The 23,524-nt window shown below is 70.9% G+C and carries 15 protein-coding genes and 2 pseudogenes; 4 read left to right on the top strand and 13 right to left on the bottom strand.

Features of this window, described 5'->3' with window-relative positions; translation table 11 throughout:
- Positions 1–26: 26 nt before the first annotated feature.
- From ACGFT1_RS08110 to ACGFT1_RS08085, 6 genes are all read right to left on the bottom strand, one after another.
- Positions 27–4,715: a DUF6531 domain-containing protein gene (locus tag ACGFT1_RS08110; RefSeq protein WP_373908183.1), complete on the bottom strand. Its 4,689-nt coding sequence runs from the start codon at positions 4,713–4,715 to the stop codon at positions 27–29.
- Positions 4,716–4,847: 132 nt separating this feature from the next.
- Positions 4,848–6,710: a discoidin domain-containing protein gene (locus ACGFT1_RS08105; RefSeq protein WP_373908182.1), complete on the bottom strand. Its 1,863-nt coding sequence runs from the start codon at positions 6,708–6,710 to the stop codon at positions 4,848–4,850.
- Between the two features lie 140 nt (positions 6,711–6,850).
- A complete protein-coding gene (locus ACGFT1_RS08100; protein ID WP_373908181.1) occupies positions 6,851–8,215 on the bottom strand; it encodes a GH1 family beta-glucosidase in 1,365 nt (454 codons plus the stop codon).
- Between the two features lie 29 nt (positions 8,216–8,244).
- Entirely contained in the window at positions 8,245–9,084 is an 840-nt protein-coding gene (locus ACGFT1_RS08095) for a carbohydrate ABC transporter permease (RefSeq protein WP_373908247.1), read from the bottom strand.
- A gap of 13 nt (positions 9,085–9,097) precedes the next feature.
- Positions 9,098–10,087, bottom strand: a complete 990-nt coding sequence (locus ACGFT1_RS08090; protein WP_373908180.1) for a carbohydrate ABC transporter permease — start codon at positions 10,085–10,087, stop codon at positions 9,098–9,100.
- Positions 10,088–10,092: 5 nt separating this feature from the next.
- A complete protein-coding gene (locus ACGFT1_RS08085) occupies positions 10,093–11,409 on the bottom strand; it encodes an ABC transporter substrate-binding protein (protein WP_373908179.1) in 1,317 nt (438 codons plus the stop codon).
- A 192-nt stretch (positions 11,410–11,601) separates the two neighbouring features.
- On the opposite strand from ACGFT1_RS08085, the gene ACGFT1_RS08080 reads away from it, so the two are divergent.
- A complete protein-coding gene (locus ACGFT1_RS08080) occupies positions 11,602–12,891 on the top strand; it encodes an ROK family protein (protein WP_373908178.1) in 1,290 nt (429 codons plus the stop codon).
- Positions 12,892–13,203: 312 nt separating this feature from the next.
- Here the strand turns inward: ACGFT1_RS08080 and fusA are convergent, their stop codons facing one another.
- From fusA to ACGFT1_RS08065, 3 genes are all read right to left on the bottom strand, one after another.
- Positions 13,204–15,255 (bottom strand): elongation factor G, encoded by a 2,052-nt coding sequence (gene fusA, locus ACGFT1_RS08075; protein WP_373908177.1) that lies wholly within the window; start codon positions 15,253–15,255, stop codon positions 13,204–13,206.
- A gap of 302 nt (positions 15,256–15,557) precedes the next feature.
- Entirely contained in the window at positions 15,558–16,847 is a 1,290-nt protein-coding gene (locus ACGFT1_RS08070) for an MFS transporter (protein WP_373908176.1), read from the bottom strand.
- Positions 16,844–17,338 carry a MarR family winged helix-turn-helix transcriptional regulator gene (locus tag ACGFT1_RS08065; protein ID WP_373908175.1) on the bottom strand — a complete coding sequence of 165 codons (495 nt, stop codon included), beginning with the start codon at positions 17,336–17,338 and terminating at the stop codon, positions 16,844–16,846. The genes ACGFT1_RS08070 and ACGFT1_RS08065 overlap by 4 nt, the downstream gene beginning before the upstream one ends.
- A gap of 197 nt (positions 17,339–17,535) precedes the next feature.
- On the opposite strand from ACGFT1_RS08065, the gene ACGFT1_RS08060 reads away from it, so the two are divergent.
- Positions 17,536–18,099: a dihydrofolate reductase family protein gene (locus ACGFT1_RS08060; protein WP_373908174.1), complete on the top strand. Its 564-nt coding sequence runs from the start codon at positions 17,536–17,538 to the stop codon at positions 18,097–18,099.
- 394 nt (positions 18,100–18,493) lie between these two features.
- On the opposite strand, the gene ACGFT1_RS08055 is transcribed toward ACGFT1_RS08060, so the two are convergent.
- Both ACGFT1_RS08055 and ACGFT1_RS08050 read right to left on the bottom strand, forming a co-directional pair.
- A complete protein-coding gene (locus ACGFT1_RS08055; RefSeq protein WP_373908251.1) occupies positions 18,494–18,661 on the bottom strand; it encodes a hypothetical protein in 168 nt (55 codons plus the stop codon).
- Between the two features lie 139 nt (positions 18,662–18,800).
- Positions 18,801–18,968, bottom strand: a pseudogene (locus tag ACGFT1_RS08050) (mobilization protein); the annotation flags it as partial.
- 14 nt (positions 18,969–18,982) lie between these two features.
- Here ACGFT1_RS08050 and ACGFT1_RS08045 point away from each other — a divergent pair.
- Positions 18,983–19,234: pseudogene (locus ACGFT1_RS08045) on the top strand (transposase); the annotation flags it as partial.
- 16 nt (positions 19,235–19,250) lie between these two features.
- Here ACGFT1_RS08045 and ACGFT1_RS08040 read toward each other — a convergent pair.
- Positions 19,251–19,535: a hypothetical protein gene (locus ACGFT1_RS08040; protein WP_373908173.1), complete on the bottom strand. Its 285-nt coding sequence runs from the start codon at positions 19,533–19,535 to the stop codon at positions 19,251–19,253.
- A 906-nt stretch (positions 19,536–20,441) separates the two neighbouring features.
- Between ACGFT1_RS08040 and ACGFT1_RS08035 the strand changes: the two genes are divergently transcribed.
- Positions 20,442–21,998, top strand: a complete 1,557-nt coding sequence (locus ACGFT1_RS08035) for an N-6 DNA methylase (RefSeq protein ID WP_373908172.1) — start codon at positions 20,442–20,444, stop codon at positions 21,996–21,998.
- A gap of 5 nt (positions 21,999–22,003) precedes the next feature.
- Here ACGFT1_RS08035 and ACGFT1_RS08030 read toward each other — a convergent pair whose 3' ends face one another.
- The gene (locus ACGFT1_RS08030) at positions 22,004–23,491 is read right to left on the bottom strand and encodes a serine/threonine protein kinase (RefSeq protein ID WP_373908171.1); all 1,488 of its coding nucleotides are present in this window, start codon (positions 23,489–23,491) and stop codon (positions 22,004–22,006) included.
- Between the last annotated feature and the right edge of the window lie 33 nt (positions 23,492–23,524).

Genomic DNA, 23,524 nt, shown 5'->3' with positions numbered 1-23,524 from the left:
CCAACCCCTCGGTTTGTCCCGGCTCGTCATTTCAGGATGTCGTAGTTTATCGTCCAGCCCTTCTTCTCCAGCATGGCCTGGAACTTCCTGTTGTTCTTCAGGCTGTCGACCATGTCCTTGATGTGGGTGTCGTACTTGTCGCCGTACAGCTCACGGATCTCGTCGATGTCCATCTTCATGGCCTCGTCCCAGCGCCCGGCGTCGATGAACTGCCGCTGTTTCGCACGCCACGCGTCGCTCTCCTTGCTTGAGCCCGTGCTCGTCAGCTCCCGGTGGTCCGCGGCGTCCATACGGATCGCGGGGCCCATGCCGGCGCCGCCCCCGTTCTTGTTCGTCCGGAACCCGGGCATGTCGAGATGGGAGTACGACGCCTTCGCCGGGATGTGGTTGATCTCCTGGTCGACGGGATTGACGCGGTTCTTGTCGTCGTCCAGGAGGTTCGCGGGCTGGAGGCCGCTGTACCAGCCGCCGTTCTCCGTGCACCCCTTGGCTATGAGGCCCTCGGGGTCCATCCGGGTGTGCGGGTTCGTGACGTACGCGACCGGGTTGGGCGCCGGGCCGAGGCCGAGCGGGTCGGGGCTGGCGTAGCGTGCGGTGTCCGGGTCGTAGTGGCGCTGGTAGTTGTAGTAGAAGCCGGTCTCCGCGTCGTCGTACTGTCCGGGCAGGCGCAGCGGTGTGTACGCCGTCGCGTCCCGGTTCCAGCTCGTGGCGCCCCAGACGGTGGACCGGCCGCGCCAGGCGATCACGCCCCGCTCGTCGACGAGTTCGCTGGGTGCGCCCACCAGGTCGGTGACGATCGCGAAGAAGCGGGCGTCGACCTCGTCGTGCGGCTCCTGCCCGGGGCCGATGCGGCGTTCGAGCTGGGTCAGCGGCCGGTGGCCCTCGTAGTCCCAAGTGGTGGTGATGTGGTGGGCCGTGTCCGTCTGCTCGGCCAACCGGGTGCCGTCCCAGGTGAAGTGGACGGAGTGCACGACGGTGTGCTCGTCGTCGGCCAGGCGATGCTTGGCCGTGCGCCGCCCCAGCGGGTCGTACGCGTACGTCCACCGGGTGCCGTCCGGGGTGACGCAGGCGACGAGGCGGTTCTCCTCGTCCCAGGTGTAGCGCCAGGTGTCCGGTCTCTTCGACAGCCGCGTCTTCTGACGCAGGGTGGTGCGGCCCGCGGCGTCGTAGGCGTAGCGGACCCGACCGGCGGTCAGGACCCGGGTGCCCTCGTAGGTGCGCTCACCGCGGCCCTCCGTGCGCGCGGCCCGGTCGGGCCACTGGGCACTGATCTCGTTGCCGGCGCGGTCGTACGCGTACGCCTCCGACCAGTTCTCCGCCGTGACGCTCAGGGGGCGGCCGACCGGGTCGAGGCCGAAGCCGCGGCTCGTACCGCTCAGTTCGTCGGATATTCGCTCCAGGCAGCCGTCGGCCCGGTAGCCGTACGCCCGGGCGCGCAGGGTCCGGCCGCCGGCGGTCAGCAGCTGCGAGGTCAGTCGGCCCATCTCGTTCCACCCCGAGGTGAGGGTGACCGGTGCCTCGGCGGCTCCGAAGCTGCGGGTCAGCTCCTTGCCCCACGCGTCATGGGTGAAGGTCAGGGTGTGGCCGTCGGCGAGCAGCGCCGTGCGGTTGCCCACCTCGTCATAGGCCGATCGTGCCACGGCGCCGGTGGGCGTGGTGCGGGTGGTGCGGCGTCCGGCGGCGTCGTAGCCGAAGCGGGTGGTGCGCCCGTCGACGGTCTCGGCGACGACCCGGCCGATCAGGTCGCGCTCCAGGGTCAGTGTGGAGGTGGGTGAGGTCAGCGAGCTGACGCGACCGGCCGCGTCGTACGTGCAGCGGGTGCGCCGGCCTGCCACGTCCTTCACGGTGACGCGGCCCATCACGTCGTACTCGCTGGTGATCCGGGTGCCGAGCGGTGTCGTGCGCGCGACGGGCCGGCCCACCGGGTCGTACTCGTACGTGACCGTGCGTGCGTCGAAGTCGGACTCGGACGTCAGGTTGCCGGCCGGGTCGTAGGTATAACTCCACCGCAGTCCCTGTGGGTTGAGGACCTCGGTGAGGCGCAGCTCGGTGTCGTACGCGAACGAGTACCGGGCGCCGTCCGCGCCGGTGCGGGCGGCGAGCCGGTCGAAGTGCGTGTACTCGAAGCGGGTGACGGCGCCGGTCGGTCCGGTGTGCGAGGTGCAGTTGCCCTCCGCGTCCCAGGTCCAGCGTTCCTCCGCGCCGTCCGGTGCGACGCGCCGGGCGAGCCACCCTTGGGGAAGCCACTCCAGGAGGGTGGTCGCGCCGCCGGGGGCGGTGGCGCGGACGGGCCGGCCGAAGGCGTCGCGCTCCACGGACGCGGTGTGGCCGAGGGCGTCGGTGCGGGAGAGCACGAGACCTGCCGCGTCGCAGGTGAGGTGCTCGGTCGCGCCGGTCGGATCGGTCAGGCTGCGCAGCGCGCCGCGCGCGTCGTAGGAGAAGTGCGTCTCGGTGCCGTCCGGCGCCGTGATCCGTATGCGGTTGCCGCGCTCGTCGAAGGCCTGGCGCCATGTCGTGCCGTCGGCCCCGGTGACCTCCTCCGGCAGGTTGAGGCCGTTGTAGCGGGTGGTCGACTCCGTGCCGTCCGGGTACCGGATCCCCGTCAGATTGCCCCGCTCGTCCCAGGTGAAGCGGGCGGTGTTGCCGAGCTGGTCGGTGCGCTCCAGCAGGTTGTCGTGGCGGTCCCACACGAAGTGGACGGTGTGGCCGAGCGGGTCGGTCTCGGCGACGGTCTGGCCGAGCGCGTTGAGCCGGGTGACGGTGACGGCGCCGGTCGAGTCGGTGAACCGGGTGACGCGCTCGGCGGTGTCGTACGCGAAGCGCGAGGAGAGCGCGCCGTCCGGACCGGACGTCCGCACGACCCGGCCGGCCGCGTCGTACACGTAGGCGTAGGTGTGGCCGTTGCGGTCGGTCCACGACGTCACCCGGTGCTGGTCGTCGTAGGTGAAGCGCAGCGCGACGGTGTCGGAGAAGGAGGTGACCGCGCTCAGGTCGCCGTCCTCGTAGTCGAAGGAGGCGACCGCGACCGGGCCGTCGGCGGTGCGCAGCCGGAGGGCCGCGACGCGGCCGTTCGTCCGGTCGCAGGTCACCCGCACGTCGTAGCCGCCGTCGTGGACGACGGCCGCGGGCAGGCCCTCGTCGTCACGGACGATCTGTACGGCGTTGCCGTTGCGGTCCTCGATCTCGGTGAGCCAGTACAGACCACCGGAGGTGTAAGGGCTGCCGACGAACCGGCGCAGGTGACCGGAGTACGGGTCGGTGGTCGCGTAGGTGACCTCGCCGAGCGCGTTCCGCTCGACGTACGTGAGCGGAACGCGCTCACCCTCGACCGGCTCGACCGGATCGTCCGGGAAGGCCGGCACCCGGGGGTAGACGAGGAGCGAGCCGTCCTCGCGTGCCCAGACCGCGCCGCTGCCCGTCAGCTCCAGGCGCTCGTCCAGCGTCGAGGCCCAGCTGGGTCCGAAGCAGTGGCCGTAGCGGTAACCGGAGATGTGGGTGCGCCGCAGTATCAGCGGCAGGACGCCCGGCAGGCCCAGGTCCGTCTGCGACAGCACCATCTCCCCGCTCGCGACGTCGACCGGGTCGGTCTTGCAACGGCGCCGGGTCAGGGCGACGCTCTTCTCGCGCGACATGGCCAGGGCGTCCTTCAGCGATCCGGGCAGGCGCTTGCCCATGCCGTCCAGGCGGGTGTGTCCGTCGCCGTCGCCGCCGCCCTTCTTGTGGCCGTCGATGGCGTCGAGCCTGTCGCGGACGTCGAGGTCGATGCCCTTGTGCAGGCGGGAGGTGGCCTTCACCCGGTCGGGGACGGTTTCCGTGATGTGGTGGGAGATCTTCTTCAGGGCCTTCTCCGAGCCCGTGATCGCACCGTGCAGCACGCTGTCGAAGACCCGCGTGAAGGGGTCGCGGCCCTTGCTCCGGCCGAACGCCCCCTTGACCCGTCCCAGGGGTGAGGACGCGGCCGTGTGCAGCTCACCGCCGTGCCGGGAGACCTTGCCCGCGCCGTCCTCGAACTCGAGGTGGTCGATCCTGGTGACCCCTCCGCCGCCGGAGGCGCCGGAGGACGCGGGCGCACCGGCCGAGGCGAGCTGCATCCCACCGTGCCTGCCGCCCCCGTGCCCGCCGCCGTCGGCGGGCGGCATGGAGAAGGCGCCTTCGGCCAGGTCGAGGACCATGTCCTCGACCATCGCCTCCAGCTTGGCGTTGACCGGCTCGGTGACCTTGGCGATCACCTCGTCGACGATCCGGTCCACGGCCTCGTCGAGGATCCGCTTGACCGCCTGCCGCATCGCGGTGATCTCGGCCGCGCCGAGCACCGCCGACAGGCCTCCGGTCACCCAGGCGAGCCCGATGGACAGGCCCACCGACCCGGCCATGAGGGCCAGTTCGGCCTCGGCCTTGGTCTTCATCCAGAAGATGATCTCCGCGAGGACGTCACAGGCGTCCGCGAAGAGCCGTGCGAGTTCCGGGAGTTTCTCCAGGTGGCTCGCCTTGACCTTGTTCCAGTGGGCCTCCATCGCGTCCACGGCCCAGCCCTCGGAGGAGGACAGGATCCGGGAGAACGCCGCGTGGGCGTCCCCGCCGTGGCCCTCGAACTTGTCCGCGAACTCGCGCATGGCGTCCGCCATCTCGCGGTAGTCGTCCTCGTCCACGTTCGGAAAGTTGATCCCGATGAAGTCCAGGACCTCGTCGAGCCAGTTGGGCAGTGTGTAGCCCATCCCCCGTTGCCTCCATACCTGCCGGCGCCGTCGCGTCGGCCCCGATCGATCAGATCATCAGCCTAGCCAGCATCCGGCAGGAGAGAGCCTGAGGGACCGGCAGGGGCGCCCACCCCACACGGGACGGCCCGGTCACCCCTTCTGCTCCACCTTCACCCAGTCCACCTCCGCCTGCACTCCCCCGGCCGCGACCTTGTCGACGCTCGACTGGGGCAGCCCCCAGTAGGGACTCGTCACCTTGTTCCAGCCGGCCGGGTAGGCGCCGCCGAGGGCGAGGTTGAGGATGACGTACTGGTTGTGGTCGTAGACCCACTGGCCCCGGGTGGACTCCAGCTTGTTGCGGGTCGTCTCCTGGACCAGCCGGTCGTCCACGGAGAAGCGCAGCGCCGTCGGGGTCCACTCGACGGCGTAGGTGTGCCACTGGTCCGCGGTGCCGCCGTCGGGGTAGGTCTGGCGGGCGCCGATGTTGCCGTCGGCGGAGTAACCGGGGCCGTGCAGGGCCGTGCTGGTCCAGTCGGGGTAGCCGATGTTCTCCATGATGTCGGTCTCGCCGGAGGCCGGCCACGAGACGGACGGGTCGTCCACGTCGCTGCCCAGCAGCCAGAAGGCGGGCCAGAAGCCGTCGCCGACAGGCAGTTTCATGCGGGCGCTGACCCTGCCGTAGGTGAAGTCGGCGTGGGTGTGGGTGTCGATGCGGCCCGAGGTGAAGTCGTAGGTGCCGCCGCCGGCCCTGGTGCAGCCCTTGCAGTACTTCGCCTTCAGGATCAGGGCGCCGTTCTGCGTGAGGATGTTGTCGGTGGAGTCGGCGTACGCCTGCGACTCGCCGTTGACCGGGCCCATCTCGGTGCCGGTGCGGACCACCCGCCACTTCGAGCGGTCGAGGCCCGCGGTGGTGAAGTCGTCGAAGAACGTGGTGCGGTACGTTCCCGACCGGTCGGTGGGAAGGGCCGGATAGGCCGCCGCGGCGCTGCCGCCCGTGCCCCAGACCTGGAACTCGTAGAGGGAATAGCCGAACTGGGCGGTGGCGGGGGCGGGGTTGTAGAAGGACCGCCGTTCCTTGCCGAGCATGCGGACGTAGCGGCCGGTGGCCGGGGAGGGCAGTCGCACCGTGTCGTGCAGGCCCGCCGCGTCACCGGGCGCCTTGACGTCGGCGCGGCGGGCGGCGATGTCGGCCGGGGACGGTTCGTACACCGTGCGCCAGGTGCGGTTGTCGTCGGACACCTGCACGAGGTAGTCGACGGCGTAAGCCGACTCCCAGTACAGGTCCACCGTGTCGATGGTGGACTGCGCGCCGAGGTCCACCGAGACCCAGCGGTCCTGGTTCCAGTCGCTCGACCAGCGGCTCGAGTCTCCCTTGAGGTCGGCGGGCCAGCCGCCGTCGGTGAGGAACGCCGGTGAGTGGCCCGCGTCCTGATAGAAGTTCGCGAAGGCGGGGTGGTTCAGCGCGAGGTTGGTGCGGGTCGTCGACGCGGGAGCCGGTTCGCCGCCGTAGACCTTGAAGCTCCACAGCGAGTAGCCGTACGGCGTGGCGCGTTCGAGGCCGCGCAGGCGGACATAGCGGCCGGTGACCTCCTGCGGGTGGGTGTACGTGGTGACGGAGCCGCCGGTGCCGGCGGTCTCGGTGTAGAAGGGAGTCCAGTCGGTGCCGTTCCCGGACACCTCCAGGACATAGCGCTTGCCGTAGGCGGCTTCCCAGTCCAGGCTCACCCGGTCGATGCGGAGTGTGGAGCCGAGGTCGACGCGGATCCAGGCGTCGTCGGCGAAGTCGCTGGACCAGCGGGTGGCGTTGTTGCCGTCGAAGGCGAGGCCGGGCGCGGTGCCGGCGTTCTCGCTGCCGGAGGCGGTGACGGCGGCCGGGTTGACGGCGTAGGCTCCGGCCGCGCGGTCGGTGTCCCAGGCGGCGGCGTGGGCGGGGGTGGCCAGCAGGGGGCCGGTGGCCAGCAGGGCCGCGGTGGTCAGCGTGGCGAGCAGGGTGCGCGGGATACGGGATGGCATGCGGCTCTCCTCGGGGGATGGATGATTGATGCGGTCATGTCAATTCAGTGTTCGTCCAGGGTTGGTGCGGGGGTCCTGCGGGGTGTGGACCGGTGGGCGCGGGTTCCCGTACCCGCGCCCACCGGCCGTCCGGGCCGGGCTCAGGCGGCCCGGCGTGTCCGGCCGCGGTGGCCGCGGACGATGTCCGCGTACCGGTGTCCGCTGCCCTTGATGGTGCGCACCTGGGTGCGGTAGTCGACGTGGACCAGGCCGAACCGCTTGGCGTAGCCGTACGCCCACTCGAAGTTGTCCAGCAGCGACCAGGCGAAGTAGCCGGCCAGCGGGGCCCCCTTGCGGGCCGCCGAGGCGCAGGCGGCGAGGTGCCGCTCCAGGTACTCCTGGCGCTCGGTGTCGTCCACGGTGCCGTCCGGGCGGACCACGTCCGGGTAGGCCGAGCCGTTCTCGGTGACGTAGATCTTCCCGGCGCCGTACTCCTCGGTGAGGCGCAGCAGCAGCGTCTCGATGCCGCTCGCGTCGATCTCCCAGTCCATGCCGGTGCGCGGCACGTCCGGGCGGCGCACGGAACGGGCGTGGGGGGCGGGGCCGTCGGGGTCGTCGGCGACGTAGGCGGGGAAGTAGTAGTTCAGGCCGAGCCAGTCCAGCGGGGCCGCGATGGTCTCCAGGTCCCCTTCCCGCAAAGGGAGTTCGACGCCGTAGGTCTCGACCATGTCGGCCGGGAAGCCGCGGCCGTGCACCGGGTCCAGCCACCAGCGGTTGACGTGGCCGTCGTGGCGGCGCGCCGCCTCCCGGTCCTCGGGCCGGCCGGTGGCCGGATGCACGGTGGAGAGGTTGTTGACGATACCGACCTGGGCGCCGGGCGCGGCTTCGCGGATCGCCCGGGTGGCGAGGCCGTGCCCGAGGAGCAGGTGGCAGGAGGCCCGCACGGCGGCGGTGAGGTCGGTCCAGCCCGGGGCCATCGTGCCTTCCAGGTGGCCGATCCAGGCCGAGCAGGACGGCTCGTTGAGGGTCGCCCAGAGCGTGACGCGGTCGCCGAGGCGGGCGGCGACGGTGGAGGCGTACTCGGCGAAGGCGAGGGCGGTGTCGCGCTCCGGCCAGCCGCCGCGGTCCTGGAGCGCCTGCGGCAGGTCCCAGTGGTAGAGGGTCACCGACGGGGTGATGCCCGCCTCCAGCAGGGCGTCCACCAGCCGGTCGTAGAAGGCGAGGCCTTTGGCGTTCACCTCGCCGGTGCCGCCGGGGACCACCCGCGGCCAGGCCACCGACATCCGGTAGGCGTTGACGCCGAGTCGGCCCATCAGGCCGATGTCCTCGCGCCAGCGGTGGTAGTGGTCGCAGGCGGTGTCGCCGTTGTCGCCGCCCGCGATCTTCCCGGGGGTGTGCGAGAAGGTGTCCCAGATCGACGGGGATCTGCCGTCCTCGGCGACGGCCCCCTCGATCTGGTACGCCGCTGTGGCGGTACCCCACAGGAAGTCGTGCGGGAGGGCGGCGAGGTCGATGCGTTCGGACACGGGAGTCCCTTCGGGAAGCGGGGTGCGGGTCACTTGACGGCGCCCGCCGTCAGCCCGGCGACGAGATAGCGCTGCAACAGCAGGAACCCGGCGACCACGGGCACGCTGACGACCAGCGAGGCGGCCATGATCTGGTTCCAGTAGACGTCGTTGAGGGTGGAGTAGCCCTGGAGGCCGACGGCGAGGGTGCGGGTGGTGTCGTTGGTCATGACGGACGCGAAGAGGACCTCTCCCCACGCGGTCATGAAGGCGTAGACGGCGACCGCGACGATGCCCGGGACCGCGGCCGGTACGACGATCCTGAGCAGGGCGCCGAGTGGCCCGCAGCCGTCCACGAGCGCCGCCTCGTCCAGGTCGCGCGGCACCGAGTCGAGGTAGCCGATCAGCATCCAGATGGAGAACGGCAGGGAGAAGGTGAGGTACGTCAGGATCAGCCCGCCGCGGGAGCCGAACAGGGCGATGCCGGTGGCGTTGCCGATGTTGACGTAGAGCAGGAACAGCGGCAGCAGGAAGAGGATGCCCGGGAACATCTGCGTCGACAGCACGGTGACCGTGAAGACGCGCTTGCCGCGGAAGTCGTAGCGGCTGACGGCGTAGGCCGCGAACACCGCGATGACGACCGAGCACAGGGTGGCGGCACCCGCCACGATCAGCGAGTTCACGAAGTACCGGGCGAGCGGGACCGTCGACCAGATGTCGATGTAAGGCCGTACGGTCAGCCCGCTGGGCAGCCAGCGGAACCTGCCGGTGACGTCCGCGAGGGGCTTCAGCGAGCTGGAGACCATCACGTACACCGGGACGGCCACGAAACCGGCGAGCAGGGTGAGGAAGATCCGCCGGGACCAGACGAACGAACGAGGTTCCGCCATCGGTGAGTTGGGGCTAGACATCGGCGGTCCTCCGTCCGCGCGAGGTGAGCAGCAGGTATCCGCCCGTCACGACGAGCAGGAACAGCAGCAGCAGGACGGACATGGCCGAGCCGGTGCCGAAGTTCCAGGTGACGAAGGATGCCTGGTAGATGTGGACCGAGATCAGGTCGGCGGACTCCGGGGCGGACCTGCCGAACAGCACGTACGGCGTGTTGAAGTCGTTGAACGTCCACAGGAACAGCACCAGCACCAGCACCTGGTTGACCGGGCGCAGCGACGGCAGGGTGATGCGGCGGATCTGCTGCCAGACACCCGCGCCGTCGAGGGCGGCGGCCTCGTACAGCTCGCCGGGGATGTTCTGGAGGCCTGCCGTCACGATGAGGAAGGCGAACGGCCAGCCCTTCCACACGGACACGGTCAGCAGGGCGTAGAAGCTGTTGTCGCCGATGAGCCAGAAGGACGGCTTGTCGGTGACGTGCAGCTGGTCGTGCAGGACGTGGTTCACCAGGCCGTTGTCGTGCTGGAACATGAACACCCAGGTGATGACGGCCGCGTAGACGGGCAGCGCGTACGGCACCAGGAACAGGGCGCGCAGCAGGCCGCGGCCCCGGAAGGCGCCCTGCATGAAGACGGCGGCGGCGGTGCCGGTCAGCCAGCACAGCCCGACCGATGCCAGGGTGAAGCCGACGGTGACGAGGAACGAGTGCAGCAGGGCCTCGCCGACGGGGGCGTCGAAGTCCACCGACATGCGGTAGTTGCCGAGGCCGGACCAGGGGGCACTGCCCCAGTCACGGATGTAGAACTGGGTGAGTTCCTTGAAGCTCATCACGATGCCGATGACCATCGGCACCAGGTGGACGAGGAGTTCGAGGACCAGGGCGGGCAGCAGGAGCAGGTACGGCAGTGAGACGCGGCGGACCCGCCCGGTGCGGCGCGGGACGCGCGCCGCACCGGGGGTGATCGGCCGCACCGGTTCGCTGCGGGCGGTGGTGGTCGTGGTCATCGCGTTCAGGCCGCCGGCATCTGCTGCTGGGCCTTCTCCAGCTTGGCCCGGACCGAGTCGGTGGTGACCGCGCGTCCGGCGGCGGCATCGGCGAACAGGTCCTTCACGGCCGTACCGACCGCCGTCTCGAACTGCGACTCGGAGGCGACCTGCGGCAGCGCGGCGGCGCTGGTGGCCAGGGTCTGCTTGAGCACGGCGGTGGCCGGGGCGTCGAACGCCGGGTCGGCCTGGGCGCCCTTGACCGGCGGGATGGTGGTGTAGGCCTTGTTGAGGATCCTCTGCTCATCATCGCCGGTCATGAACTTCACGAACTTCGTGGCGCCGTCGAGGTTGTGGCTGTTCTTGAAGACGGCGATGTTGATGCCGGCGACCATCGAGTTGATCCGGGCGCCGCTGCCGGGGGCGCCGGACCGCACGGGCACGGGGGCGACGCCGTAGGCGTCCTCGCTCATGCCCTGGCTCTTGAGGTTGGCGGAGGCGGTCTGCCACAGGAGCATGGCCTGCTTGCCCTTGGCGAAGTCGCTGACGGACTGGTTCTGCGCGTACTCCGCGTCACCAGTGGGGATGATCTTGTCCTTGGCCATCAGGTCGACGTACTGCTTGACCGCGTCGACCACCTTGGGACCGGTGAAGTCGGGCTTGCCCTCGGGGGTGAAGAAGTCGGCGCCGTGCTGCTTGGCGAAGACGAAGACGTGATGGATGTTCTCCGACAGGTTGGCGCCCTCGGCGCCGAGCGCGGACTTGCCCCTCGCCTTGATCTTCTTGCCGTCGGCGATCAGTTCGTCCCAGGTGGCCGGGGGCTTGGTGATACCGGCGTCGGCGAAGATCCGCTTGTTGTAGTAGAGCGCGTACGCCATCGAGTACAGCGGTACCGCGGCCGGGTCCTTGCCCCGGACGCCCGTGGAGCCGAGCGCGGAATCCACGAACCGGTCCCTGCCGCCGATCTTCGAGAAGTTCCCGTCGTCCCACGGCAGCAGCGCGCCCGTGGCCTGGAGGGAGGCGCTCCAGGTGTTGCCGATGTTGAGCACGTCCGGGCCCTGGCCCGAGGTGGTCGCGGTCAGGATCCGGTTGAGCAGGTCGGACCAGGGCACGACCTCCAGCTTCACCTTGATGCCGGACTGCTTCTGGAACTTGTCGAGTTCGGGCTGGAGGACCTTCTGGTCGACGGCGATGCTGGCGCCCTGGTTGGTGGCCCAGTAGGTGAGCGTCTTCGGCGAGTCGCCGGAGCCCCCGCCGCTGGACGAACCGCCCCCGCAGGCCGTGGCCGCGAGGGCGAAAGACATGGTGACGGCGCCTACGGCCGCGGCTCGGATGCTGCGCATGGCTCCTGGTGTCCCTTTCCGGGAGTCGAACCCGCGAGCGGCTCGCGGCGATCGGTACCCCGTCCGCCACCTCGAGCCCCTCATGGCTTAATTTAGGACGTGAGTTAAACCTCATGAGAAACGCTCGTCAAGGGATGCGGCAGCGACGGCCGGCCCCGCGGGCCCGAAAAAGACGCGAAACGAGGAGGCCAGGTGGCGGGACGGCGAGGCCGTACGGTGCGTGACCTGCGGCGCGAGAGCCGCAGCGCCGTTCTGCAACGGTTGTATTTCGACGGGCCCATGAGCCGGTACGCGCTGGGACCGGCGACCGGGCTCAGTTCGGGCTCCGTCAGCAACGTCGTGGCCGAGCTGCTGGCCGACGGCCTGCTGGAGGAGGCGGGCGTGGTCGGCGCGGACGCGGGCCGGCCCCGCCGGCTGCTGCGGGTACGGCCGGACAGCGGACGGCTGATCGGGGTCGACATCGGGGAAACCCGGGTCCGCGTCGAGCTGTTCGACCTGGGCCTCACCGAACTGGCGCGCGCGGAACGACCCCTGGGGCCACGCGGTTACGACATCGACGCCGTCGTCGACCACGTCCGTCAGGGGATCACCCAGGTCCTGCGGGCGGCCGAGGGCGCCCCCGGGGAACTGCTCGGCATCGGCATCGGCGTCCCCGGCATCATCGAGCACACCGGGGAGGACGGCGCGGTCGTCCACGGGCAGACCATCGGCTGGGACGCGGTCCCCCTGGAGCGGCTGCTCCGGCTGACCGGCCGACTCCCCGCGCAGGTGCCCTGCTTCATCGACAACGGCGCCAAGACGCTGGGACAGGCCGAGATGTGGTTCGGCGCGGGGCGCGGCGCCCGCAACGCCGTGGTGGTGCTCTTCGGTTCCGGGGTCGGCGCCTGCGTGGTCACCGAGGACGCGGAACAGGGCCGGGCGGTGGAATGGGGACACCTGACACTGCGGGTCGGCGGGCGCCGGTGCCGATGCGGGGCGCGGGGCTGCCTGGAGGCGTACGCGGGCGCGGAGGCGCTGGTGGCGCGCTGGCGGGAAGCCGGCGGGCGGCCGTCGGCCGGGGCCGGCGAGGAGCGGGCGCTGACCGAACTGCTGGCCGCGGCCCGCCCGGGCGACGGGGAGCAGCCCGACCCGGTGGCGGCGGCGGTGCTCGATGAGACCGCCCGGTACCTCGGTGCGGGCCTGTCCGACCTCATCAACCTCTTCCAGCCCGAACGGGTCCTCGTCGGCGGCTGGGCGGGCCTCCAGCTCGGCACCGCCTTCCTGGACCAGGTCCGCGCCCACGCCCTCGCCCAGGCCCTGCGCTTCCCCGCGGGCCGCAGCCGCATCGAGCTGGGCCACCTCGGCCCGGACGCGGTCACCGTCGGCGCGGCGGTCCTCCCCCTGGCCGCGTTCCTCACCCGCGGCGGACACCGGCCCCACCCCGCCGTGCGCCGGACGGCGCCACCACCGTGGCGGGCGAGCCTGGAGAGCCGATTGGTGTAGGGCGCGGTGGGGGTGGGCCGGCGGGTTCGCCACCCGCTCCCGCCCCGGCCGGCCGGTCGCCCCCGGCCGACCGGCTCCCACCCCTCGCCGGGACTCATGCTGTGTGCAGCGGCCCGGCCGCGGCGCACGACGCCCCCCCGTCCACCGGGCCGTCCGGCCCCTGGTCCGCCCGCCCCGCGCGGCCCGCGTCCTGCACACCGTGAGCGGTGCCGGGCGCGGGCCGGCGACGGGGACGGCGGTCACCCCCACGGGTGCGGTGGACCGGTGCGGTGGACCGGTGCGGTGGACCGGTGCGGTGGACCGGTGCGGTGGTCACCGAGCCGGCGCCGTCACCGGTGCGTAGCCGGCGGGCCGGGTGGCGAACGTGCCGCGGCCCTGGGTACGGCTGCGCAACCGGGTGGCGTAGCCGAACAGTTCGGCCAGCGGGACGGTCGCGGTCAGGACGGCCGCACCGCCACGGACCTGCGAGCCGCCGACCCGGCCGCGCCGTGCGGCCAGGTCCCCGAGGACCCCGCCGACCGCGTCCTCCGGCACGGTCACCGTGACCTCGGCGACCGGTTCCAGCAGGACGGCCGTACAGGCCCGCAGCGCCGCGCGGAGGCCGAGCCGGCCGGCGGTGCGGAAGGCGGTGTCGGACGAGTCCTTCACGTGCGTGGAGCCGTCGGTGAGCGTGACGCGCAGCCCGGTCACCGGGTGCCCGCCGAGCGGCCCCTCGGTGAGGGCGTCCCGGCAGCCGGCCTCCACCGCGCGGACGTACTCCTGCGGCACCCGGCCGCCGGTCACGGCCGAGCGGAACACGAAGCCGGTGGCACCCGCGTCGGGTCCGAGCGGCTCCACGTCCAGGACGACATGCGCGAACTGCCCTGCCCCGCCGTCCTGTTTGACGTGGCGGTACACGAACCCCCGTACTCCGCCGGTCACCGTCTCCCGGTACGAGACCCGCGGCCGCCCCACGGTGACCTCCGGCCCGCCGGCACGGCGGACCCTCTCCACCGCGACCTCCAGATGGAGTTCGCCCCGCCCCGAGAGCACGGTCTGCCCGGTCTCGGGGTCGGTGCGCACCACCAGCGAGGGGTCCTCCTCGGTGAGCCGGGCCAGTGCCGTGGCGAGCCGCCCGGTGTCCGTGCTCCGCCGTGCCTCGACGGCCACGGACACCACGGGATCGGCGGCCACGGCCGGTTCCAGCAGCAGCGGCGCCCCGGGGTCGCACAGTGTGGCACCGGGCCGGGCCGACTTCACGCCCGCGACCGCGACGATGTCACCGGCGACCGCCCGGTCCAGCCGGACGTGCCGGTCCGCCATGACCCGCAGGATGCGCGCCACCCGCTCGGTACGTCCGGCGCCCGCGTCCCACACGGTGTCCCCCTTCTCCAGCGTGCCCGAATAGACCCGCACATGGGCCAGACGTCCGGTGGTGCCCGCGGTCACCTTGAACACCAGCCCCGCGAAAGGCAGCCGGGGATCGGCGGCCCGCCGCTGTGCGGCACCGTCGTGGACGCCGCGTACGGCGGGTACGTCCAGCGGCGAGGGCAGGTAGGCCACCACCGCGTCCAGCAGGGGTTCGATGCCGCGGTTGCGGTAGGCGGAACCGCACAGCACGACCACGCCGTCCCCGCTGCGGGTCAGGTCGCGCAGGGCGGCGGAGAGGGTCGCGGCGGAGAGGGTCCCGCGGTCGCAGAACTCCTCCAGGGCCACCGGGTGCCGCTCCGCGGCCGCCTCCTCCAGCACGCGCCGCCGCCGCACCGCCTCCTCCCGCAACTCCTCGGGCACCGCCCCTTCCACGGCCGGGCCTTCGCCGTCGCCCCAGACCAGGGACCGCATCCGCACCAGGTCCACCACACCGGTGAAGCCGGCCTCGGCGCCGACCGGCAACTGCACCACCAGCGGGGCGGGGTGCAGCCGTTCCCGGATGGAGCCGACGGCGCGGTCGAGGTCGGCGCCCGCGCGGTCCAGTTTGTTGACGAACGCGATCCTCGGCACGCCGTGCCGGTCGGCCTGCCGCCACACGGACTCGCTCTGCGGCTCGACCCCGGCGACGGCGTCGAACACGGCGACGGCACCGTCCAGGACGCGCAGCGACCGCTCGACCTCGTCGGCGAAATCGACGTGTCCGGGGGTGTCGATCAGGTTGATCCGGTGGCCGTCCCAGGCACAGCTCACCGCGGCGGCGAAGATGGTGATGCCGCGGTCGCGTTCCTGCGGATCGAAGTCCGTGACGGTGGTGCCCTCGTGCACCTCGCCCCGCTTGTGGGTGGTGCCCGTCGCAAACAGGATGCGCTCGGTGACGGTGGTCTTGCCCGCGTCTACGTGGGCGAGGATGCCGAGATTGCGGACAGCGGCGAGAGGGTTGGTGGTCGTACGCACGGCCCGGTGCCTTTCGGAGGGTGGAGTGGGGCAGCGCGATCACCCGTGCGCCTGGAAGCGCGCCGGCCCGCGGGCCGCGTCCGGCACACGGCCGGAGCGGCGGGAGAGGTCAGCGGGGCGTCACGGGATCCGGTGCCGGCCGCGCAGCGGGCACCGGCCGGAGGAGGTTACGAGGATCACCTCGTACCGGGAACGGGAAGCGACGGCAGCGGTGCGCTCACACACGGCCCGGCTCCCCCCACTCGACACGGCGATCACCTCCGGCGGCCCACTACGGGGGCGACGCCGGATCGGTGGCGAGTCTAGGCAGGACGGTCCGGCCGGGGCACACGGTTTTCCGGGCCCGCAAGCGGTGTGGCGGCGCCGCGGGCGGCGCGACGGCCGCGCAGGTCGGCCGTGGTGGCGCCCACCGCGGCCACGGCGCCGAGGCAGAGCAGGCCACCGCTGACGAGGGCCGTCGTTCCCGAGGTGGCGCCCGCGACCAGGCCGCCGCGCATGTTGCCGAGATCGGGTCCGGCCTGCCCGACGATCTGCTCGGCCGCGCTGACGCGGCCGAGCAGTGCGTGGGGAGTGTGCGTCTGGACGACGGTGCCGCGGGAGACGACGGAGACGGTGTCTGCGGCACCGGCCACGACGAGGAAGGCCAGAGCGGCCCATGGATCGGGGGCCAGACCGAACAGCGTCAAGGCGGCGCCCCAGGTGGCGGATCCGGCGAGCATGACGAGGCCGGGACGGGCGCTCCTGGTGAAGGTTCCGGAGAAGAGGGAGGCGGCTACCCCGCCGACGGCGAGGGCCGTGAGGAACAGTCCGAGAGTGCGCGGGTCACCGTCGAACCGCTCGGCGTTGATCAGGGGGAACAGGCTGACGGGCATCGACAGGACGGTGGTGGCCAGGTCGGTGAGCAGGGCACCGCGAATGACGGGAGTGCGGCCCAGGAAGGCCAGACCGTCCAGCACTCCGCGCAGGCCGGGCCGTGCGGGCTCGTCTCCGGGGCCCATCCTGGGCAGGCCGAAGGCGCCGTATAAGGCCGCGGCGAATGTCAGGGCGTCGATCAGGTAGCAGGCGCCGGTTCCCAGCCCGCCCGCGACCAGTCCGGCCGTCGCGGGACCGAGCAGCATGGCGCTCTGGAGGGCGACGCGGCTCAGCGCCAGTCCCGCGGCCAGTTGCTCCTTGGGCAGCAGGTGCGGAATGAAGGTGCGTGAGGCCGGGCCGCCGCCGGCGACGAAGCAGGACTGGAGGGCGACCAGCCCCAGCACACCGGCGGCGGGCAGGGGCCCGAGGAATCCCTGAAGGGCGAGGAGACCCGAACACAGGGCTTGCCCGCTGGTGGTGATCAGGTAGAACCGCCGCCGGTCCACTCGGTCGACGAGCGACCCCGCGAACAGTCCGAGCACGACGAGCGGAATCGCCTGCGCCAGCCCGACGGCGCCCGTCCACGTGGTGCTCTTCGTCGTCTGCCAGACCTGGAGCAGCACGGCGACCAGCGTCATCTGGCCGCCGAGAACCGACAGGGCCTGCCCGGCCCACAGCCGCCGGAACGCCGGCGAGGACCGGAGCGGGGTCACGTCGATCAGTGCGTGCGGGCACGTCACGCCGGATCCTCGGCCAGCTTCTCGGCGATCCGGTCGTGGAGACTCTTGCGGTCAAGAGCGCGCTCGATGTCGGCGACGACCCGGGAGAGCGGGTAGGGGATCTCGGCCTCCAGGTCGGCGAGGGCGGCCTCGGTGGCCCGCCATTCCGCCGCCAGCCGGCCGACGACGCGGCGCGCCTCGTCGGTGAGCGTCACCTTCCTGGTCCGCGCGTCGTCGCCCACGACGGTCCGGACCCAGCCGGCCGCGCGCATGGCGGCGACTTTCTGGCTGAGCGCCGAATGCGTACGCTCAACCGACTCGGCCAGTTCAGCGATGGTCATGGGCCCGCGGGCGTGGAGCCGGAGCAACTCCATGACGAAGCTGGGCTTGAGCCCGTCGATCTGCTGCTCGGAGTGGATGCGGCTGATGTCGGCGTCCATCGACGCCTGGAGCAGCCGCAGAGGCCGCCACAGGCTCCGCTGCGTCGGGTCGGACGGATGGGTGTCGGCCATGCGGCGCAGCATAACAGCACTTGTATAAGCACTGTCACTTTCTCCGATGACTGCGGTCTTTCGGGAGGACAGGACATCGAACCCCGCTCATGTCGCGATCGCGTGAGGTGGCTCGGCCGGGGGAATCCCGCGAGCCGCGATGAGTCCCGCGGCGTCCGGCGGTCGTACTGTCGACCCGTCACCGAGGAGGACTTCCGATGCGCACCGTGACTTATTCGATGGGCGTCTCGCTGGACGGCTACATCGTCGGGCCGGACGGCGGCTTCGACTGGACGGCGCCCGGCGAGGAGGTCTTCCGCTTCGTCACCGACCAGATGCGAGAGGTCGGCGTCCACCTGATGGGACGACGACTGTACGAGACGATGCTGTACTGGGAGACCGCCGACCAGGATCCATCGCTGGACGAGTCGATGCTGAAGTGGGCCGCGATCTGGAAGCCGCTCCCCAAGGTGGTCTTCTCCACCACGCTGTCGGCGGTGCGGGGCAATGCCCGCCTGGTCTCCGGCGGCCTGGCGGAGGAGATCGAGCGGTTGCGAGCCGAGCCCGCGGAAGGCGACATCGCGATCGGCGGCGCCACCCTCGCCGCAGAGGCGGCCGCGTCGGATCTGATCGACGAGTACCGGGCCCGGGTCCACCCGGTGCTGGTCGGCGGCGGCGTTCCGTTCTTCCCCCAGCGCGAGCGCCGGGTGGATCTCGAACTCCTCGAGAATCGCACCTTCGGCTCGGGAGTCGTCTACCTCCGCTACCGCGTGGCACGCTAGCCGGCTTGGGCGCCGAGCCCCAGCAAGGACGGGCCGGGAAAACAGAAAGAGGCCAGGTGCACTGGTGTCTTCACTGGTGGGTCGTTCACGAGACCTTTGACCAGGCGCAAGCGAGTTAATGATCACTAGCTTCCCGCAGCACGCGAGATCGCTCCCCGAGCGAATGCGCGAGCCACGTTTTCCAACCAATTCCTTGAAAGCTCACATGTCGATGCGAGAGGGGATGGGGCCTGCTCGGTCCCCTGCGACGTCCGGGCACCCTCAGATGTGGTGAACGGCAGAACGACCGGAAGAACCTCGTCGGCGGCCCGAATTGTCAGAGGCGGATGCCAGGGGCTGTCTGCGGTTGTGATCAAACGCAGGTTAAAAGAGAGTTGGACGTTCTAAGGGAGCCTCATGAGCCGGAGTGCATGCGCCACAGGACGGCGTCTACGGTGGTTGGTCGCAGGCCCTGGTCAGGCCTGGGCTCGGTCAGATAGACGCCGGCGAGCGCGCCGCCGTAACCCGCGGCCTGGGTCGCAGCCTCCAGGCTCGGGTAGTCCTTCCCTCCTACGTGGATCATCGCCTCGTAGTCCGCGCGAGCCAGTTCGCGCTCGACCCACTGGTGTGCGCAACGGCAGCGGATTGATCTCGTTGCAGTCGCAGATCAACCATCCAGTCGCGCCGTGCGCCGCACTGCGGACACATCCCTCGGGGTGGGGGGCGGGGAGTTCGCCGATGCATCGCAGCCCCCAGACGAGGACGTCGGGGACGCTGTCCGCGGTGTCCAGTTCGCGCCATTCGATGGCCTGCTGGAGCAAGGCATCGGTGTCGTGGCCAGCGCGCTCGGCCTGGTCCAGGGTGGCGGCGAGGGCGTCCCAGCCGGGCTCGATGAGCTCTCTGCAGCAAGCACGATGTGATCGTCGACCGTCACGGCACCCCGCTTGCCGTCTCACTGACCGGCGGCAACCGGCACGACGTCACCCAGCTCGTCCCGCTCCTGGAGGCCATTCCGCGCATCCGGGGCCGGCGCGGCCGCCCCCGCCACAAGCCGAAGCGCCTGTACGCCGACCGAGGCTACGACTTCCGCAAGTACCGCCGACTTCTGTGGGTCCGCGGCATCGTCCCGAAGATCGCCCGGCGCGGCGCCCCCCATCGACCGCGGCGCCCGCCTAGGAATCGACGTCGAAGTCGTCCAACGCGGGTCCGGCAAATAAGGGTTCAAGGTGGTCCCCCGACGACGGGTGACCGAGCAGACCTTCGACTGGCCTATGCACCACCGCCGTCTCGCACGCGACCACGAAACCCACATCCAGCTGCTCCGAAGCCGTGATCCAAGCCGCGGTGATCGACCTCATAAGCCGATGAGTCATCAGTGAGTCCACCCCGACCTGGCGCGACACCTGGAACTCAAAAAACCTCGCCGGAACAACAACACGCCCTTTCAGGTCAATCACGGCCGGCGCAGGCTACGGCTGACCTCTTCCTGCTCGGTGACCTCATCGGCCGCTACGCGATCGGCAGCTACAGCAAGCTCGCTCCCTACGGCGCACAGCGGCCCTCCGCGGGAGCCGTCAAGGCGCTGCCGAGCGCGGGCACCGGATCACGGCAGCCGTCCTCTACCACTTGGCCCATGCCGGCGGAACCATCGACGACCTGATCCGGTTGCTACTGCATCCGATCCCCAGGGGGCCGGCGTGCCCGGCACAACGGCCTCCCGGATAGCCATGCACATGAGGTGTTCGAGGCGGCTCTGCGATCGGATCGGATGACGCCTTGGCCCGGGTAACCGGAGTGGCTCGCAAACATGTGCGTAAACTCAGTCAAAGTACGCCCACCGCAGGTGATCACGGATTCATTGGGCGCTAGGCTGCCGAGCTCCGGAGGAAATCATGTCCGCAACCGCAGGGTCGCCCCCGGTTGTCGTCACCCTTGCGGAGATCGCCCGCATCGCGGGAGTCGGACGCGCCGCCGTCAGCAACTGGCGTCGACGGTACGACAGCTTCCCCTCTCCTGTCGGCGGCACCGACACAAGCCCGCACTTCTCCCTTCCACAAGTCGAGGAGTGGCTCAGGCGGGAAGACAAACTCAAGACGGCGCCGAACCCGCTCGACCGGCTCTGGCCTGAATACGAGTCCCTGGGGGACCGAGATACGACAGGCCTGCTGGTCGCCCAGGTGGGACTCCGGCAGAGCGGTGTCACGACAGGCAGGCCGGCGGCGGGGCCGCCCCTTGATCAGCGTCAGAAGCGCCTCCTGGAGCGCACTCTCGAACTGGCTGATCCGGACGAGGAGCAAAGGCCCTTCGACTTCCTTCTGGAGCGGTGGCTCCGTACGCACGTACGGCAGATCACGACGACTCCCGTGCAGCTGGCCGGGCTCATGGCGCAAGCCGCAGCCATGAACCACTCAGGCCCTGTACGGACCGTGTTGGATCCTGCTTGCGGGGCTGGAACGTTGCTCGTCGCAGCCGGCCGGCAGTGGGGGGCTGACTGTGCTGCGGGATTGCGTTTCCTGGGCCAGGACAGCGACGCGGTGCTGGTGGAGCTGGCCAAGGCGCGCCTCGCGGTCGGCGGGTTCACCGACCATGACCTGTCCAACATATCGTTGGCAGCGGGTGACACGTTGCGGGCCGATGCCCATTCCGGAGCGCAGGCCGACGTGCTCCTTTCCGACCCGCCGTCGAACGAGCGTGACTGGGGCCACGCGGAACTCGCCACAGACCCGCGTTGGGTGTACGGGCAGCCTCCGCGCACCGAGCCGGAACTCGCCTGGGTTCAACATGCCGTGGCAGCTCTGGCTCCTGGCGGCGTCGCGGTTCTCGTGCTGCCGCCCGCTGTGGCGGCGCGCCGCGCGGGTCGCCGGATCCGGGCCGGTCTCCTGCGGTCCGGCGTGCTCCGGACCGTGATCGCCCTGCCTCCCGGTGCCGCCCCGCCCTACGGTGTCGGACTGCATCTGTGGATCCTGCGCGCGGACGGCGCCCTCAGCCGGGGCGGTGCGGACGGCGCAGAGCTCACCTTCGTGGACACCACACACGCCGCTCGTCCCGTGACCGCCGACAGAGGCAGCGTCGAGTGGTCCGCCGTGACGGAGCAGATCGTGGGGGTCCTGGGCGGCACAAGCGCGCTGGGAAGCGTCTCGGTGCCCGTGGTGGACCTGCTTGACGACCAGGTGGACCTCACGCCTGCACGGCGTGTTCCGAGGACACGGGCCGCAACCATCGTCGACATCAGACGCCTCTGGACGCGGTTCGACGCGCACATGAGGGAACTGCGCGATGCCAGCGACGCCCTGTCCGCACTCGTACCCGCGGACGACGGCGAGACGGTTCCACTCATCAGCGTCGGTGAGCTGGAGCAGGCCGGAGCCCTGGAGATCCGGACCGGGCAGGGCCTGCCGGAGTCACTGGTGCGCCGCGGAGAACGCCAGGAGGACGAGGCGCGCGTCCTCACGGGTGCTCCGCTGGCCGGGCAGGCACAGCTGTGGCTTCCGGCGGTGGTGGTCGCGGCGGGCGAGCGGGATGGCTCGCTCACGGTCACAGCGTCCCAGGACGTCATCGTCTCAGTGCTGGCCCGGGCCTTCGACGTACGGGTGGACACCGACGCTCCGTCCGTCCTGGGGCCCCAACTCGCAGCGCTCCGGGCGAATCCGGCGGTCCTCGACCCATGGTTCCTGTCCGGCTGTTTGCGTGCCCCGGCCAATGTGCAGAGGGCCGGCACGCACGCGTCCACCACGTCACGCATCGACGTACGGCGTCTGCACATCCCGAGGCTCTCGCTGGAGGAACAGCGACGGTACGGGGAGATCCACCGGAAGATCACCGCCTTCGAAGGCGAGATGACCGATATGAAGAGCGTGGGCGGCGAGCTGAGCCGGGCGCTGGGGGACCTGCTGGCCGCTGGGCATCTTCCCCGGAGCTGATCCGGCTACAGCTCGGGAAGCCGGACGAGGAGGTCGGTCACCTCCGCTTGGTAACCGGATTCCACGAGCTCGAAGGCGACCTCGCGACAGCGGCTCGTCAGCCGGCCGGAATCAGGTACGGCGACGAGCGGCAGGCTGTGCACCACTGCGCGCCAGCCGCTGAACGCCCCGGCGAAGTCCCCCTCGGGCATCAGGCACTCGGCGATCCCGAGGCGGGCCTCCAGCACTAGAGGATCCGAGGGGTCTCCGTCCCCGGCCACGTGCTGGTACTGCTCCTTCGCCTCACCCGTACGACCATCCAGTCGAGCGGCATCGGCACACACCAGCCGCCCCTCCAGGACGATCGGCTCGCGGGCCCCCCAGTCCGCCACCGCCTTGGGGAGCAGGTCGTGGAGCTCATCACAGCGGGCACCAGGACCGTCGGCAAGCAGTTCCACCCGGGCCTGGGCGATCCGTCCCGCGAACTGGTTGCGCCCCAGCCACCCGCCACGACGGCGGACCGGACGCCGCGCTACGGCACGGGAGGTGGACCGCATGTCCGGCGGGCCGGCCGCCGCGCTCTCCCGCAGGCGATAGCGTGCGGTCGGGTCCGGAGTCAGTTCCGGATCCGGGGCCGGGTCGCCCGGCTCCGGCAGGGAGTCGCGCAGGACATCCAGCACCTCGTCGATGGTGCCGGGGCGATCCGCCGGAGTCTTGGCGAGGAGGTCCCAGACCAGATCGTCCAGTTCCTCGGGAATGCCGACGTTGATGCTCCGCAGGCGCGGCGGCAGGTCCTCGAGATGCTGGGTGCTCTTGTTCCGGTCCGGCTTGTCCTCGAAGGGCCGCTCGCCGGTGAGGAGTTCGAAGAGCACACAGCCGAACGCGTAGAGGTCCACCGAGGCGGAGATGTCCTGCTGGCCCCGCAGCTGCTCCGGGGCCATGTACCCGGCGCTGCCCGGAGTCGCACCGAGTGCGGTGTAGCGGGTCGCATCGGGATCAGTGAGGTGGGCGATGCCGAAGTCCAGCAGCTTCACCGCTCCGTCAGCGCAGGCGATCACCACGTTGCCCGGTTTCAGGTCGCGGTGCACCACACCGTTCGCGTGCGCGTGTGCCAGGGCTTCGGCGACCTGAACGGCGACGGCGACAGCGGCGTCGAACGGGAACGGCCGGCGCGTGTCCAGGAATTCGCGCAGGCTGATCCCCTCGACATATTCCATGACGAGGTAGGGCTCCTCGCCCAGGTAGCCACGGTGCAGCAGACGCGGGATCCCGGGGTACTTCAGCTCCTCAAGGATCGCGCCCTCGCGTTCAAACCGTTTCAGCAGCTCGGCCCGGTGTCGCGCGCGCTCTGCCGGAGTGAACCGGCCCTGCGTGTAAGCGTCGAGCCGCAGCACCTTGACGGCGGCCAACTGCCCGGTCACCAGATCGGTGGCTGTCCAGATGGTGCCCATGCCGCCCTGGTCGAGCGCTTCCTCGACTCGGTAGCGGCCGTCGAGGACTTCCCCGGCTTCCACGCCTCACCCCCGGCTGTTCATGACACGGTGTCA

Source organism: Streptomyces sp. Y20 (genome assembly GCF_043195475.1).
In the GTDB taxonomy this organism is placed as follows: domain Bacteria; phylum Actinomycetota; class Actinomycetes; order Streptomycetales; family Streptomycetaceae; genus Streptomyces.
The sequence above is the reverse complement of the archived record's forward strand: the minus strand, read 5'-3'. Positions and strand labels throughout refer to the sequence as shown.